General features: G+C 34.0%; 13 protein-coding genes. 4 read left to right on the top strand and 9 right to left on the bottom strand.

Translation table 11 applies throughout. The features are described 5' to 3' along the window. The first annotated feature begins 42 nt into the window (after window positions 1-42). Together rbfA and ABD077_RS02555 are read left to right on the top strand one after the other, a co-directional pair. Window positions 43-435, top strand: coding sequence for a 30S ribosome-binding factor RbfA (gene rbfA / locus ABD077_RS02560; protein ID WP_299604782.1), 393 nt, complete (start codon window positions 43-45; stop codon window positions 433-435). Window positions 436-527: 92 nt separating this feature from the next. Next, window positions 528-1,733, top strand: coding sequence for an ABC transporter permease (locus ABD077_RS02555; protein WP_343910195.1), 1,206 nt, complete (start codon window positions 528-530; stop codon window positions 1,731-1,733). Between the two features lie 12 nt (window positions 1,734-1,745). On the opposite strand, the gene dusB is transcribed toward ABD077_RS02555, so the two are convergent. After that, the gene (gene dusB / locus ABD077_RS02550) at window positions 1,746-2,738 is read right to left on the bottom strand and encodes a tRNA dihydrouridine synthase DusB (protein WP_219008246.1); all 993 of its coding nucleotides are present in this window, start codon (window positions 2,736-2,738) and stop codon (window positions 1,746-1,748) included. Between the two features lie 336 nt (window positions 2,739-3,074). On the opposite strand from dusB, the gene lepA reads away from it, so the two are divergent. Further along, window positions 3,075-4,871, top strand: a complete 1,797-nt coding sequence (gene lepA, locus ABD077_RS02545; protein ID WP_343910192.1) for a translation elongation factor 4 — start codon at window positions 3,075-3,077, stop codon at window positions 4,869-4,871. A gap of 299 nt (window positions 4,872-5,170) precedes the next feature. Here lepA and ABD077_RS02540 read toward each other — a convergent pair whose 3' ends face one another. Further along, window positions 5,171-5,977, bottom strand: a complete 807-nt coding sequence (locus ABD077_RS02540) for an HAD family hydrolase (RefSeq protein ID WP_343910190.1) — start codon at window positions 5,975-5,977, stop codon at window positions 5,171-5,173. A gap of 99 nt (window positions 5,978-6,076) precedes the next feature. On the opposite strand from ABD077_RS02540, the gene ABD077_RS02535 reads away from it, so the two are divergent. Beyond that, window positions 6,077-6,499 (top strand): secondary thiamine-phosphate synthase enzyme YjbQ, encoded by a 423-nt coding sequence (locus ABD077_RS02535; protein WP_343910188.1) that lies wholly within the window; start codon window positions 6,077-6,079, stop codon window positions 6,497-6,499. Here ABD077_RS02535 and ABD077_RS02530 read toward each other — a convergent pair. The 7 genes from ABD077_RS02530 to hppD all read right to left on the bottom strand — a co-directional run bounded on the left by ABD077_RS02530 (window position 6,496) and on the right by hppD (window position 16,672). Beyond that, complete coding sequence (locus tag ABD077_RS02530; protein ID WP_343910185.1) at window positions 6,496-6,933, bottom strand: hypothetical protein; 438 nt, start codon at window positions 6,931-6,933, stop codon at window positions 6,496-6,498. The two genes, ABD077_RS02535 and ABD077_RS02530, sit on opposite strands and share 4 nt — an antisense overlap. Before the next feature lie 91 nt (window positions 6,934-7,024). Beyond that, the gene (locus ABD077_RS02525; RefSeq protein WP_343910183.1) at window positions 7,025-10,306 is read right to left on the bottom strand and encodes a TonB-dependent receptor; all 3,282 of its coding nucleotides are present in this window, start codon (window positions 10,304-10,306) and stop codon (window positions 7,025-7,027) included. A gap of 174 nt (window positions 10,307-10,480) precedes the next feature. Beyond that, on the bottom strand, window positions 10,481-12,118 hold the full coding sequence (pgi, locus tag ABD077_RS02520; protein ID WP_343910181.1) for a glucose-6-phosphate isomerase: 1,638 nt from the start codon (window positions 12,116-12,118) through the stop codon (window positions 10,481-10,483). A gap of 4 nt (window positions 12,119-12,122) precedes the next feature. Next, the gene (locus tag ABD077_RS02515; protein WP_343910178.1) at window positions 12,123-13,379 is read right to left on the bottom strand and encodes a peptidoglycan DD-metalloendopeptidase family protein; all 1,257 of its coding nucleotides are present in this window, start codon (window positions 13,377-13,379) and stop codon (window positions 12,123-12,125) included. Between the two features lie 8 nt (window positions 13,380-13,387). After that, window positions 13,388-14,353: a tryptophan 2,3-dioxygenase family protein gene (locus tag ABD077_RS02510; protein WP_343910176.1), complete on the bottom strand. Its 966-nt coding sequence runs from the start codon at window positions 14,351-14,353 to the stop codon at window positions 13,388-13,390. Next, a complete protein-coding gene (locus tag ABD077_RS02505) occupies window positions 14,353-15,129 on the bottom strand; it encodes a DUF3108 domain-containing protein (RefSeq protein ID WP_299604807.1) in 777 nt (258 codons plus the stop codon). Before ABD077_RS02505 ends, ABD077_RS02510 begins: the two co-directional genes overlap by 1 nt. A gap of 403 nt (window positions 15,130-15,532) precedes the next feature. Continuing rightward, a complete protein-coding gene (hppD, locus tag ABD077_RS02500; RefSeq protein WP_343910173.1) occupies window positions 15,533-16,672 on the bottom strand; it encodes a 4-hydroxyphenylpyruvate dioxygenase in 1,140 nt (379 codons plus the stop codon). Between the last annotated feature and the right edge of the window lie 65 nt (window positions 16,673-16,737).

The following is a 16,737-nucleotide window of genomic DNA, read 5'->3' as shown; positions in this document are numbered from 1 at the left end:
AAAGAAAATCAATACATCACATAAATAGCTATTTTTGTACCTATGGAGACAAACAGACAGAAAAAAATAGGAGGCGTATTGCAACGTGATGTAGCAGATGTAATACAGCTTGCTTTACGTGAAGCTGGAGTACAAGGGATTTTGGTTTCTGTTACCAAGGTAAGTGTTACCACAGATCTATCCATTGCTAAAGTATATATGAGTGTATTCCCTCATAATGAAGGAGAAAAAGTATTACAAGAAGTTAATGCGGTAAAATCTCAAATTAAACATCAGGTGGCACAACGCACAAAAAATCAATTACGTCGCATGCCCGAGTTGTCCTATTTCATTGATGATTCATTAGAATATATAGATAATATCGAGAAAGCAATTAAGGGAGAAGACAATCCTTTAGAGAATCCTGATCTATTGCCAAAACGCAAGAAAAAGTAATTATTTAAGTTAATGTAAATAAAATCGGTCATAACCACATAATCTATTATCTTTATTAAAAAAATAGTTGATTAAGATTTTGTACTAAAAATTTGAAGTTTCCTTTTTACATAGCAAAACGTTATTTGTTTTCTCCTGGAAGCAGTAATGCAATTAATATTATTACTGGAATTGCAGCAGCGGGTGTAGTTATAGGAGCTATGTCGTTGTTTCTGGTATTGTGTGGTTTTGCTGGACTTAAGGATTTTAGCTTGCAATTTTCTTCTTATTTTGATCCGGATTTAAAGTTGTTTCCTTCTAATGGAAAGACATTTACATTTACAGAAGATCACAAAAAGAAATTATCTGATCTGGAAGGTGTTCTAAGTTTTTCGGAAGTTATAGAAGAGCGTGTTTTTTTAGAATTTAAAGACAAACAAAAAACAGGTTTTATAAAAGGTGTGGATACCAATTATAAAGAAGTAATTGCCACAGATAGTATTGTATTTGCAGGAGAGTGGCTAACTGGTAATGATGCGCAAGTAGTAGCAGGTTATGGGATTAGTAAAGAACTTGGAATGGGAGTGGAGCAGATTTATACAAACTTTCTAAATATCTATGTTCCGAAACCAGGTAAGGGAATCCCAAAGGACCCTTCGAAGGCATTTCGAAAAAAAGCTGTTGTAAATACTGGAATATATACGGTAAATGAAGATCTCGATAAGAAGTATGTTTTTGCTACTATTAACGAAGCGAGAGAACTTTTAAACTTGCCGAAAGATCAAGTGACGAATATCGAATTGAAACTATCTCCTGGAACTGATGAAGATACCGTTAGAGAACAAATGATTGCTCTTTTTGAAGATAAGATTATTGTAAAAAACCGTATTCAATTGAATGACACTTTATACAGAATGCTTAATACAGAGAATTTAGCTTCGTATTTAGTAATCACCTTAATAGCAATTATAGCCTTGTTTAACGTAGCAGGAGCCATTATTATGATGATCATCGATAAGAAGATGAACATACAAACATTGTATAATTTGGGTGCTACTTTACCTAAAATCCGACAGGTATTTCTTTTTCAAGGTTCTTTAATGACCATTCTAGGAACATTGTTAGGGTTGCTTTTAGGTTTTATCATCATTGTGTGTCAACAGCAGTTTGGATTATTGATGATTACCCCTTCCCTTCCGTATCCTACTAAAATTACAGTTATGAGCTTTATTATAGTCTTTCTTACCATTACTGTAATAGGTATAGTAGCATCGTTACTAGCTTCTAGTAGAATAAATCAACGTTTAGTGAGTTTTTAGTAATAATTGTGTTTACGCAAACTCGAATCCTGCAAATTTTTCCTGTACTTCATCAAAAGCAGCAAATACATCTTTGGAATCATCGCTAGTTACCATTTTGGTACGATATTCTTTAAAATGAGGGATGCCTTTAAAGTAATTGGTGTAATGTCTTCTTGTTTCAAAAACTCCTAGTTTTTCTCCCTTCCAATCGATCGACATTTGCAAGTGTCTGCGTGCTGCAATTACGCGTTCTTCGATAGTTGGAGGTGGCAAATGTTCTCCTGTTTTGAAGTAATGTTTTACTTCTTTGAAGAACCAAGGATATCCGATACTGGCACGACCAATCATTGCACCATCCAATCCATACTGGTCACGCATTTCTACGGCTCTTTCAGGACTATCTACATCCCCATTCCCAAAAACAGGAATATGCATTCTAGGATTGTTCTTTACTTCGGCAATAGGTTTCCAATCTGCATTTCCTTTATACATCTGGGCTCTTGTGCGGCCGTGAATAGAAATGGCCTTACAGCCTACGTCTTGCAAGCGTTCTGCTACTTCTACAATTTTTATGGAATTATGATCCCAACCTAATCTGGTTTTTACCGTTACGGGTAGTTTGGTATGTTCGACCATTGCTTTGGTCAGAGAAACCATTAGATCTATATCTTTTAATATACCAGCTCCAGCTCCTTTGCTGACTACTTTTTTTACGGGACATCCAAAGTTAATATCTATGATATCTGGTCCTGATGCTTCTACAATTTCAACAGATTTGAGCATAGAATCTAGGTTGGCTCCAAAAATTTGAATGCCAACCGGACGTTCTTTTTCATAAATATCCAACTTCATTACACTCTTTGCTGCATCTCGAATTAATCCTTCACTAGATATAAATTCGGTATATACTACATCTGCTCCTTGTTCTTTGCATAATGCCCTAAATGGTGGATCACTCACGTCCTCCATCGGTGCTAATAGTAAAGGAAATTCTCCTACATCAATGTCTCCTATCTTTGCCAAAACCTTTGTTTGATAAATATTAAACGTAATTCTTTGCAAAAGTACGAATTCTAATGAATCTTCATTCAAAGATTAAATCTGAGGCTAGAATCATTTAAAAATCAAGTATTGATGATATAAACCTTCTAAAATCGATTATATTTGCAGACTCAATGATTTATCCACATTGTGGAGTTTAATTTTCTGTGAATTGTACAGAGATTGGACTTGTAAAACATTGAATGTATTCGGGCAGGGATAGAAGTGATATCCTTTTTTGTTTTGAAGAGAAATAAGCGATGGGAAACAAAAAAGATATAACGGATAGCCCGGTTTAGCCCGCCAAAAAAAAGAATGATGAAGAACATAAGAAATTTTTGCATTATTGCGCATATTGATCATGGTAAGAGTACACTTGCTGATCGATTGTTGGATTACACGGGTTCTGTTACCGCTAGAGAAGCTCAGAATCAGTTGTTGGACAATATGGATTTGGAACGCGAGCGTGGAATTACGATTAAGAGTCATGCAATTCAGATGGAGTATACGTATAAAGGAGAAGAATATATTCTAAACCTCATTGATACTCCTGGACACGTAGATTTTTCTTATGAAGTTTCTAGGTCTATCGCGGCCTGCGAAGGTGCTTTGCTTATTGTAGATGCTGCGCAAAGTATACAAGCACAAACGATATCCAATTTATACCTTGCACTGGATAATGATTTAGAAATTATCCCTGTTTTAAATAAAATTGACTTACCAAGTGCGAATCCTGAAGAAGTTACTGATGATATTGTAGATCTATTGGGTTGTGATCCTGAGGAGGTGATACCTGCCAGTGCTAAAACTGGAATTGGAATCGAAGAAATTCTAGAAGCCATCATCGAGCGTGTTCCAGCACCAGAAGGAAATCCAAATGAACCATTACAAGCATTGATTTTCGATTCTGTATATAATCCATTTAGAGGAGTAGAAACATACTTTAGAGTAGTTAATGGTGAAATTAAAAAAGGGCAACAGATTAAGTTCGTAGCTACTAATAAAAACTATTTTGCTGATGAAATAGGAACTTTGAAATTAAATCAAGTTCCAAAACAAGTTATTAAAACAGGAGATGTTGGATATCTGATTACAGGTATTAAAGATGCTCGTGAAGTAAAGGTAGGAGATACTGTTACGGATGCTAAAACACCTACTCAGAATGCGATTGAAGGTTTTGAGGATGTAAAACCAATGGTATTTGCAGGTATTTATCCAGTAGACACCGAGGACTATGAAGAACTTCGTGCGTCTATGGAAAAATTACAGTTAAATGATGCTTCTTTGGTGTTTACACCAGAAAGTTCTGCAGCTTTAGGTTTTGGATTTAGATGTGGATTTTTGGGAATGTTGCATATGGAGATTATTCAGGAGCGCTTGGAGAGAGAGTTTAATATGACTGTAATTACTACGGTACCTAACGTATCGTACCACGCGTTTACCAATAAAGAACCCGATGAGGTTATTATTGTAAATAATCCTTCGGATCTTCCTGATCCATCAAAAATGAATAGAGTAGAAGAGCCTTACATTAAAGCATCCATTATCACCAAAGCGGATTTTGTTGGACCTGTGATGTCTTTATGTATAGAAAAACGAGGTGAAATTACAAATCAAACCTATTTAACCACAGAGAGAGTGGAGCTTACTTTTGACATGCCACTTGCGGAGATTGTATTTGATTTTTATGATCGATTAAAAACGGTGTCCAAAGGATATGCTTCTTTTGATTATGCGCCTATCGGAATGCGAGCATCTAAACTAGTAAAAGTAGATGTATTATTAAATGCAAATACGGTTGATGCTTTATCCGCTTTATTACATCAGGATAATGCATATGATATTGGTAAAAAGATGTGCGAGAAGTTAAAAGAATTAATACCGAGACAGCAATTTGATATACCTATTCAGGCTGCTATAGGTGCTAAAATTATTGCTAGAGAAACCGTAAAAGCACTTCGTAAAGATGTAACAGCAAAATGTTATGGAGGTGATATTTCTCGTAAGCGTAAATTATTAGAAAAGCAGAAAAAAGGTAAGAAGCGTATGAGAGCTGTTGGTAACGTGGAAATACCGCAAGAAGCTTTTATGGCAGTTTTAAAACTGAACGATTAAATCATATAAAGTAAGAAAAAGACTTCTTTTTAAATAATAAAAATATCGATAAAACGCATTTTTTTAAGCTAAAATGCGTTTTTTTGTTTTCTTTTTATATCTTTGCTATGGATATAGATTACTAATATAGTTCCTCTATTCATTAAAACTTAATTAATATAACCCCTATTATTATGCAGAAGTTTTTAACAAGACAACCGATATACGTTTACTTCTTTATTATATCTATTGTATTAGCTTGCATATCCTAAGATCGATTATACAGGATAATCTTATCAAAATATATTTTGTAGTGTAGTTTATTTTTTAGCTTCTATCATTTTAGAAAGCATATATTCTACTCCGTTCTCATCGTTACTTTTGGTCATGTAATTCGCCACTTCTTTTACATTTGGATGTGCATTTTGCATAGCAAAACTATATTTGGCTCTAGACATCATTTCTAAGTCGTTATTGTAATCTCCAAAAACCATAGTTTCATCTGTAGAGATGTCTAAGCTTTTTTGAACGTTCTTTAGTGCGTGTCCCTTATTAGCGTTGTTATGAGATAAGTCCAGCCATACTTTACCAGATACTTTTACTTTTAATCTGTTTTCTAGATGTTTTAGAGCAGGATATAAATATTGTTCAGAACCTTTTTCATTACAAATGGCAATTTTTAAATATTGATCATCAATAACTTCGGATAGATCTTTTACAATCTCATATTTGCCGTAAAATTCATTGAGCATATTTTCAAAAGGTTTTCCATAATCTTCGATATAAGCTTTTTTACGACCACATAATATTACCTGTGATCCTTCTAGTTTTTGGGTGATTTCTAATAGTTCTAAATAGGTGTCTCTATCAATTTCGGTTGTTTGTAATTCCTGATCTCTATGCATTGTCAAAGCACCATTTTCTGCAATAACAATCATGTCATCTTTGATTGCGTTTAATTTATGCAGAATACTATAATATTGTCTCCCGCTGGCAGCAACGAAAGTAACATCTAGTTCTTTTAATTCATCAAATAAATAAAAGAAGGATTGGCTTACTTCTCCTCTAGAATTGAGAAGCGTACCATCCATATCTGTGGCTACTAATTTTATTTTGGATAAGTCCATACAAGGTTTTTAAACTACGTAAAGGTATAAGAGTTTACAATAAGGAGTTCGATTATTACTGTAAAATTTGTATTAAATTGCTTTTTTAATCATTACCATATGAAATTCTTTCAAAAAGAAATAAGTCTGAAGCCCTATCCAAGAGGTTTTCATTTAATTACAGAAGAAGTGCTTTCGGAAATTCCTGAGATTAGTAAAATAGCAATTGGGCAATTACAGGTTTTTATCAAACATACTTCTGCTAGTCTTACTATTAATGAAAATGCAGATCCAACTGTGCGACAGGATTTTGAAAGTCATATGAATAAAATGGTTCCAGAAAACGCACCCTACTATCTACACACCTATGAGGGTGCAGATGATATGCCCGCTCATATTAAAGCATCGTTAATGGGAACTTCTGTGCAATTACCAATAACGGCGGGACGGCCAAATTTAGGAATGTGGCAAGGAATTTATCTTTGCGAGCACAGAGATTATGGAGGCTCTAGAAAATTAGTACTAACCGCTTTTGGTTCTTAGAACCAATTTGCCCAAGGAATTCTCGATAGCATCAATATCCAGGCTATCGTGTAAAAAATAGCCAACATTTTAAATTTGGGTGTAGAGGTTAGTTTCTTTTTATGTTTGGAATAACCAACCGTAATAAATACAATTGTTAAAATCATTACAGTTGGATGTTCTACATTGTACAAACGAACCAGAGGGTCTCCCATAATATCTTTTACCGGAACATCTTTAAACCACATAATGGTTGGAGAAACAAAAAATATAACAATTCCTATTAGTAATTGTATGTGTGTTACAATTAAAGCAAAAAGAGATATTCTAAAGTCTTTTGGTGCATATTCTCTTTTGGTAAAAAAACCGATTAAGGCATTAAAAGTAGCTAATGTTACTACAAGAACGACTAGATAAGCCCAATAGGAGTGAACGATTTGTATTGCTTCGTACATAATGATATGTTTAGTTTATCCAAAGGTAAACATTATGTATAAAAAAACCTCGCTCAATTAAAGCGAGGTTTTTATTATGGTATTATAAAAATTAGTTAAAGATATATCTTAAACCAACTTGCATTTGCCATCTTGATGATTGATTACCAAAATCATCAATTTGTTCAACATCATCAACGACGTTTTGATTTAAACTGAAAGTAGGAACATTGTTTGCATCTATGTCTACTACATCTAAAAGATTTACTTCATTAGATATGAACTTCCTTACTCCCCATTCTTTGTTTAATAGGTTTCCAAAATTAAGGATATCCGCAGTAAACTGTAATCCATGTGTTTTATTACCAATCTTCATTGAGAAGTCTTGAATAAACCTAAGGTCAAATATATGATTCCAAGGACCTCTATCTCCATTACGCTCAGCGTATTGTCCTCTTCTGTCGCTTAAGTAATCGTCATTAGCAATATAGTTATTAAAAGCTTCCCATTGTGCAGCTTGCTCTTCTGGAGTTCCAGCAAAACGAATTTCATTTGCGTTGTTCGGAACATAGATCAAAGCACCATCATCAAAATCATCCGCAAGAATTAACTCATCATTTTCGTTTCCGTAGGTATATGAGAACGGTCCAGCTTGTGATCCTTCATATACTAATCCTATTGTTGTTTTGATATTTTCATTCCACTTTAACTCATAAGAAACATTACTAATAATTCTATGACCAGCCGAAAAGTTAGAACGAGCCAAAGGAATTCTAGCATTTTTACCATTTACAGTTACCTGGTTGTTCCATTGTGAACTGTTTTGTGAAGATGTAGCATCAAAAATATTCTTAGAATCTCCATAAGAGTAAGAAAGACTACCTTGGAAACCATTTTGGAAAGGTTTCGTAAGAGTTACTGCAGCATTATAAGAATACCCTTCTCCTGTATTCGAAGCAAGATAAATACCAGAACCATATGTATTATCAATTCTATCAAAAAGATTATAACGTGGTCTGTCATCAGGACCATTATTTAAGGTTTCAGTAGTGTTTCTAATGTTTAGATTTTCATACTGTAATTGAGTGATATTATCTTGATATAATAAATCAGCAGAAACAATTAATCCCCACCAAGGTAATTTTTGATCAATTGCAAGATTATACTTCATAATTTGTGGCAGTTTAGTATCTGGCGCAAACAAGTCGATTTGTCCACCAAAATTACCAGGTCCTGCAGCAATATGTCTTTGTTGTGTATTTACATCTGGATTAAAGAATATATCATCTGTAAAATCTCTAGCGTCACTTACACCTTGTGTAACTCCATTATTATTGTAGGTTCCACCAGCCCAAACTAATGGTACTCTAGATGTGAATATTCCTAAACCACCTCTAATCTGAGTGGTATTATCACCTTTTACATCCCAGTTGAAACCAATTCTTGGAGCAAGATGAGCTCTTGGGTCTATAGCTTTACCAACTCTAGCACCTTGAAGATCTTTACCATTCGCTTCTAATAATGCAACAGTTCTAGTGTTAAAATCTTCATTGGCTAATCCATCTTCCCAGAAAGGAATATCTACTCTTAAACCAGCTGTAACTTTTAAGTTATCAGTAAACTGAATTTCATCCTGTACATAGAATCCTAATACTAAACGTTGGAATTCTGCAGCACCTGTTGAAGCATCTCCAATTCCTCCGCCAGGAATTAATGAGTAGTTGTAATCATATCTACTTACAGCTTCATTATTTAAGAAACTAGTAACACCACTTTGCACAAATTCATCTTCTCCATCATTATTTAGGTCATCAAAAACATCGAAGTATCTGTAACGTCCAAAGTTATTTCTGAAGAATAAATTTTTTGTTTTAGCAAATTCATTTTGCGTACCGATTGTTACTGTATGTCTTCCAGCATAGATACTAAAGTTGTCCGCTAAAGTAAATACATCTTGATCTAATAGGTTTGCTGTACTAAAACGTTCAGCACCAAAGTTAATCCCACCGTCTCCATCATCTAAAAATACAGTAGGGAACGGATCTCCATCAGGATCTCTATCATCTCTAACAATAGAATATCCTAAAATTAAGTTATTAGAAAACTTATTTCCTACTGAAGAGTTCCATTCTAAAGTTGTTGTATTCGCAACACTAGTAAAAAATTCTGATCCATTGCTAAAGTTGATTGTTCCGTTTGACGATCCTCTTCCTTCAAGGTTTTCAGATTTTACATAGTTATTTTTGATAAAGATCTGGTTGTTATCGTTGATATTCCAGTCTAATCTAACTGTAAATGTGTTTCCTAATAAAGTAGATGCGTTGTTTTCGTATCCTCCGACATCATAATTATAACGATCTAAAATAGTTTGTCTAAGATTGGCAAGATCTTGAGCGCTTGAATTACCCCTATAATTTGATATATTAAAAGGAGCAGGAGTTTCATTGTCAACTCTTTCTAAATTTGCGAAGAAGAATAGCTTATCTTTTACAATTGGACCTCCTACTCTAACTCCATAAGTTAAAGCTGTAAAGTCTCCAGTTTTTTCTCTTTCTTCTCCCTCTCCTACTAGATCTACAGGAGTTTTACCTACCAAGTCTTGGTTCTTAAAAAAGGTGTAAGCTGATCCTTCCCAATTGTTAGATCCTGATCTGGTAATTGCATTAATTGCACCACCGGCAAAACCAGATTGTCTTACATCAAAAGGAGCTACGTTTACTTGAAAAGATTCTATAGCATCAATTGAAAATGGATTTATTCCAGTTTGCCCACCATTGGTTCCTGATCCGGCTAATCCAAATACGTCATTATTTACAGCACCATCAATATAGATACCATTAAATCTATTGTTTTGTCCAGCAATAGATATGGAAAATCCATCATTCCCTTCAGTTAACTGAGCTTGTGGAGTAACTCTTACAAACTCGGCAACCGATCTTGAAGTATTTGGCAATGTACTGATTTCTCGTTGTGATACTTTTCTACCAGCTCCTGTTTTGTTAGAATCAAAAATACTGTTCCCTGTTGCAGTAATTATAACTTCATCTAACTCACTTGTTGCTTCATCCAGCTGTTTACTTACTCTTTCGGATTGTCCTAACTGAAGAAATAATCCATCTCGTACAAATCCGTTGAATCCAACATAGGTGATAGTGATTCTGTATGGTCCTCCAACACGCATATTTTGAATACGATAAAATCCATCAAAATCAGTTGTTGTAGCATACTTCGTACCTGTAGGACCGTGAACTGCTATCACAGTCGCCCCTGGTAATGCCCCGCCGTTATTGTCGGTAACTTTACCATTAATCGACGATGTTGTAACTCCTTGCGCAAAAGTTTCTACCACTGTTGCTAAAAGAATTACAACGAATAAAAATGTAATCTTTTTCATTATAATGAATTAAGTTAATTGTTGGCGCAAAAGAACGAATCTTTGTGCAATCTAAGTTTATCTAAACGTTAAAATTTTTACATAATATTTTAACGGTTTTAAGGTAACTCAAATTTTTATAACATTGGTTTTCAGTTGATTGGAAATATCAAAAAGTTGTTAACCGGAAAATGCTTAGCTTAAGTATTTTTTAATTAACATTTTCGTAGACGAATCATGGTCAGAAATCTGCGAATTATCGATTTCATTTAAAATGTTTGTAGCCAATTGCTTACCTAGTTCTACGCCCCATTGATCATAACTGAAGATATTCCAAACGACTCCTTGAACAAAAATTCGCTGTTCGTACATAGAAACTAAAGCGCCTAAACTTTTTGGGGTAAGTTTATCAATTAGAACAGTAGTTGTAGGTTTGTTTCCAGAGAAAACTTTGAATGGAACAAGTTGGTTTAATTTTTCTTCGGAAAGATTTTTAGATTGTAGCTCTTCTAAAACTTCTTCTTTATTTTTTCCATTCATTAAAGCCTCTGTTTGAGCAAAGAAATTAGCCATTAACTTATCCTGATGGCTTTTGTCTCCGAATAAAGGATTTTTAAATCCAATAAACTCTGCAGGAATCAATTTGGTACCTTGATGAATAAGTTGGAAAAATGCATGTTGGGCATTGGTTCCCGGTTCTCCCCAAATAATAGTTCCTGTTTGATAGCTAATAGGGTTTCCTGCACGATCCACACTTTTACCATTACTTTCCATGATTCCTTGTTGTAGATATGCCGGTAATCTATGAAGGTATTGAGAATAAGGTATTATGGCTTCGCTTTCTGCTTCAAAGAAATTGTTGTACCATACACTTAATAGCCCTAGAATAACAGGAATGTTTTCTTCGAAATTTGTTGTCTTGAAGTGTTCGTCCATTTGGTGAGCACCTTCTAACAGGGATTCAAAATTTTCATATCCTATGGATAAACTAATAGATAGTCCAACAGCACTCCACAAAGAGAAACGGCCACCAACCCAATCCCAAAGTGGGAAAATGTTAGTTTCTTCTATTCCAAAATCTACAACTTTTTGCACATTACTAGAAACGGCAACAAAGTGCTTGCCAACTGCAGATGAAGAAGCCTGGTTTATAAACCAGTTTCTCGCTGTAATTGCATTTGATAATGTTTCTTGTGTTCCAAAACTTTTAGATACTACAACAAATAAAGTAGTTTCTGGATCAAGTCCTTTTAGTCTTTGATGTACATGATCACCATCTACATTAGAAATAAAATGAAGGTTTAAATGGTTTTTATAGTATTCTAAGGACTCTGTAATCATAGCAGGTCCAAGATCAGATCCTCCGATACCTATATTTACAATATCTGTAAAAGGTTTATCGGTATATCCTTTTAGATCTCCGCTAATTACCTGATTACAAAATTCTTTGATTTTATTTTTTACTTCTGATACTTCGTTTACAACATTTTTGCCAGCTACTTCAACAATTTGGTCAGAAGGAACTCTAAGTGCAGTATGCAGAACAGCTCTTTCTTCGGTTTCGTTAATAATTTCTCCTCCGAAATAGCTTTGAATCGCCTTGTCAAGTTGTACTTCTTTTGCGAGATCGATTAATAATTTTTTAGTTGTTTCATCGATTCGATTTTTGGAATAATCTATATAAAAATCGTTCCATTCTATCGAAAGCACATCTGCTCTATTAGGAGCTTTTTTAAAAAGATCTTTTAGATGAGTGTCTTTGATCGTCTCATAATGGTTTTTAAGTGCTTCCCAGGCTTTGGTGGTGGTGGGATTAATAGTTGGTAATGCCATGTGGTTACAATATTTCTTGTTTTGGTTTAAAAATGATACTATCTAATTTTGTTTTCATCGGTTCTATGTGCTTAAAAAAAGCAGGTCTTAAACTATCTTGTAGTGGCTTAGATGAAGGTAAGTCTTCTTTAAATGGATCTACTTCTCTACCGTTTTTCCAGAAGCGATAGCACACGTGAGGTCCACTTGTATTTCCGGTCATACCTATAAACCCAATAACTTCTCCTTGTCGCACAAATTCACCTACTTTTACAGCTCTTTTGCTCATGTGAAGGTATTGTGTTTCATAGGTAGCATTATGTCTTATTTTCACATATTTACCATTTCCTCCTCTACGTTCGGATTTGGTAACAGTTCCATCTGCAGTAGCTAAAATTGGTGTTCCGATTGGAGCTGCAAAATCTGTTCCTCGGTGGGGTCTTATTTTGTTTCCGTAATATTTTATTCTGCGCTTAAGGTTGTATCTAGAAGAGATTCTACTAAACTGAACAGGCGCTCTTAAAAAAGCTCTTCTTAAGTTATTGGCTTCCTGATCGAAATAATCTGATGAGTTATTGATCGTATCATCTTTAAATCGGAATGCATAAAGAGGTTTGCTTCGATGCTCAAAATAAGAAGCTTTGATTTCTCCGATTCCAGCTGGAACGGTATCATTAATAAACTTTTCGGTATAAATAACTTTAAATCGATCTCCTGCTTGTAGTCTCGTAAAATCTATCGTCCAGGCATAAATATCAGCCATTTTATAGGCAACAAGAAAGCTTAAATCCATATCGTCAAAAGTTTGAGAAAGATTACTTTCTATAGTTCCTGATGCTATTCTTTCTACAATTTTAACAGGTTTAGCGCTTTTTCTCGCGACAATGCTATCTCTAAAATCTACAACTGTATAATCTATTAACCCATTTTGATACACAAATACTTGAGCTTGTTCTGTAGTATCTTTTGATTTTAGAACGGTATAGGCTTTACCTGCGGTAATTCTTGCAACGTTAAACGTATCTTTTATTTTATTTGAAATTTCAAAAACTTTAGCTCTAGTAATTCCATGGCTATCTAAAATAGCTCCAAAACTATCTCCTGGGCGAACAGTATCTCTAACAACAGTAAAGTCGTTAAGATTATATCCAAATTCTTTGATGATAGGAGGTTCTACTATTTCTTTACTTGTTTCTGGAACAACAACTACGGGTTCTTTCTTTTCTTTTTGGCATGAAATAAATACTACCAAAACAAGTAGTATACAACCTAAATTCTTCAACTCTGACTTTATTTTGTGGTATTAAATTGATGGGTAACCCATTGCTGACCCCAATTTTCTTTTTCCTCTGTACTCCAAAGATTAGGAAAAAACATAATTCTTTGAAAACTTGGGGGTAGAAACTTTTTCCAGTTAGTTCCTCCTGTAGCTAATACCTCACCTTGATCTCTATTAAGATACCTGTAGGCGGCTCCCATATGCATTAATAACCAATTAATATTTACATTGGTGTCAAAAGTACGCAATGCATTAATAAGGTGCACATTATTTTGCTCTTTTTCTGGAAGTTCCAGATATCTATGGTAAATGGTACTCTGTTTTACTTGATGTGCGATACGCATCATTCTAGGTGTATAACGGTACTCAAATTGCTTAAGAGTCAGTGTTTTTTCACCGGTTTTTATGTCCGTTGCTCCAGATTTCCAGTATAAATGTTCGTAAACATCTTCTAAGGGATCGTCTTCAGAAAATTGTGCTTTTTCCTTGGCATTCACAAGATTTGCCAAAGGAGTTGCATAGATTTCAATCATTCTAAATTGAACCGACTGAAATCCACTAGCTGGTAATAAAGACATTCGATACTTTAGGAATTGATCCTTATCCATTCCTTTAATCATAACATCAAAGGAATCAATCAATACTCTAAAATACCTGTTGATTCGATTTAATTTCTTAGTGAAAAACTCAGCTGTTTGTAATTTATCATCAATGATCTGTTTTAATTCGTGTATAATCAACTTAAAATACAGTTCAGTGATCTGATGATACATGATGAAGATTTCTTCATCAGGAAAGTGAGTTCGAGGTATTTGTAAACTTAGTAAGGTGTCTAAATGGATGTAGTCCCAATACGTAAGGTATCGATCATGTAAAAGACCATCTAGATAAGATCCTAAATCTTGACCAGAGTTTTTAAATTTCTTTTCGAGCTGCTTTATTTTTTCAGCAATTTCTGGTTGTATGGATTCGTCCATTAATCTATAACAATTTTAAGAGGATGTTTCAATCCTTTATACGCTATCAAATCTGCATTAATAGATCCTACCAGAATGTCTGCTTTTATTCTAATTGGCATACGATTATCATCATCGCTTACCCATACCGTTAGACTTTCTTCTTCTTTAAACACTCGTTCTGCCTGAACTATTGGACGAAATTTTAAACAGCGTATTTTGTTACCATTCATTTTTACTGTTTCTCTTCCTAAAAAGCGTAGCTTGAACAAGTAGTTTTCATTATCGAAAAACATATTTACAAATTGTTCATCGCCAACTTTAAGCGAAGATACGTCAATATTATTTCTTAAGTAATAAAAGGAAGACATCATATCCTGTATGTTGTCTTTAATGGTAAACGTATTTTTAGTATTATACTTTTTGTTAAAAACTAAAGCCTTTTTGCTTTCGTGATCAAAGTCAATTTCTATGTCTTTGATATGCCCTCCTTCATTTATTTTACGAATAAAACGATAAGGTTTTACTTCATTTCTGTCTATGTAAGTTTCATAGTAATCTTCTACTTTAAAAAACACACTTAAAAGTCCAGATGATTTTCCAGTTCCAACAATATGATGTACTGGCTTTCCTTTAAACATTTCATTCTTTACTTCTAAAGTTGCATAGCTGGCTGTAAAAACTCCATATCTGATTTTAAATTTAAACCATTCTCCATCATCAAAAGACTTATGACTATCCTGAGCGTTTAAGATACATGTCGATAAGACAACCAATAAAAGAATATATCTTTTCATAACTAATTTTTGGGTGTTGTTTAATTGCATATAGGTACTACTAATGAGACTTTTACAATATCCGTTCCAAAAGTACTACATAATATAAACAGATAAAAGCAAGGAGTATTACTAAATATTGAAAAAAAAGTAATAAAAAAGAGAGCCACCACAGCTCTCTTTTACTTTTATTAACCAACTAAAAACTTAAATTATGAGAATAATTATTGTTTTTGGTATAAGCGGTAACCACTCCGCTTATGATACAAACATCCGCTTTTTTTGCATAATTATCAAACGAAAACGTTTTTTTATTATGATATTTAACAAAAATTTAGGCAGAAATCCATTATTTTTCAATAATCTCAATTTATTAACATAGCTTAACTAAAATGTTTAAAGGAAATTAACGAAAAATCTGAATTTATAAAGTTCCTCTTTGTTCTTGTTCTCTTTCGATAGCTTCGAATAATGCTTTAAAGTTTCCTTTTCCAAAAGATTGAGCTCCTTTTCGTTGAATAATTTCGAAAAACATTGTCGGACGATCAAGAACAGGTTTGGTAAAAATTTGTAATAAATACCCTTCATCATCACGGTCTATTAAAATACCTAGTTCTTTTAAAGGTTCTAGATCTTCATCAATTTCGCCAACTCTATCCAAAACAGTCTCATAATAGGTAGCAGGTACCGTTAAAAACTCTACACCTCTATCCTGAAGAGAAGATACGGTTTCAATTATGTTATCAGTAGCCAGAGCCATATGTTGTACACCTGCACCGTTATAGAAATCAATATATTCTTCTATCTGAGATTTTTTTCTTCCTTCAGCGGGTTCGTTAATTGGAAATTTAATTCTTCCATTCCCATTACTCATTACCTTACTCATCAAGGCAGTGTATTCTGTAGAAATATCTTTATCATCAAAAGATACTAACTGTGCAAACCCCATAACTTTTGCATAAAACTCACACCACTTATTCATTTCATTCCACCCTACATTTCCAACCATATGGTCAATATATTTCAGACCGGTATCTTTGGTAGTGTAGGGTTTGTCCCAAGCTTTATATCCTGGAAGAAAAGCTCCGTTGTAATTTTTGCGTTCCACAAATATGTGAACAGTTTCTCCATAAGTGTGTATACCAGAAAAGACAACAGTACCATCTTTATCTTCTTTAGTGGTAGGCTTTATGTAAGATTCTGCGCCTCTTTTGGTAGTTTCTTCGTAGCTTTTAGTAGCGTCATCAACCCAAAGTGCAACTACCTTTACACCATCTCCATGGGCATTTATATGTTTGTTAATTTCGCCGTCTGGTTGTAATGGTGAAGTGAGAACAAGGGTAATTTTATCTTGTCTTAAAACATATGAAACTCGATCCTTTAAACCTGTTTCTAGTCCTGCATATGCAATAGGTTGAAAACCCCAGGCAGTTTGGTAGTAATAAGCAGCTTGCTTGGCGTTACCTACATAAAGTTCTACATAATCAGTACCTAAAAGTGGTAAGAAGTCTTCAGCGTCTGGGATTATTTTTTCTAAATTTTGTGAGGTTATATTTGTTGACATAATATTGCTTTAAATTTTAATTAGAAATTTTAGGGTGTACCATATTTGATTCAGATTTTTTGATT

It is taken from the genome of Aquimarina litoralis, from assembly GCF_039523995.1.
Lineage (GTDB): Bacteria > Bacteroidota > Bacteroidia > Flavobacteriales > Flavobacteriaceae > Aquimarina > Aquimarina litoralis.
The sequence above is the reverse complement of the archived record's forward strand: the minus strand, read 5'-3'. Positions and strand labels throughout refer to the sequence as shown.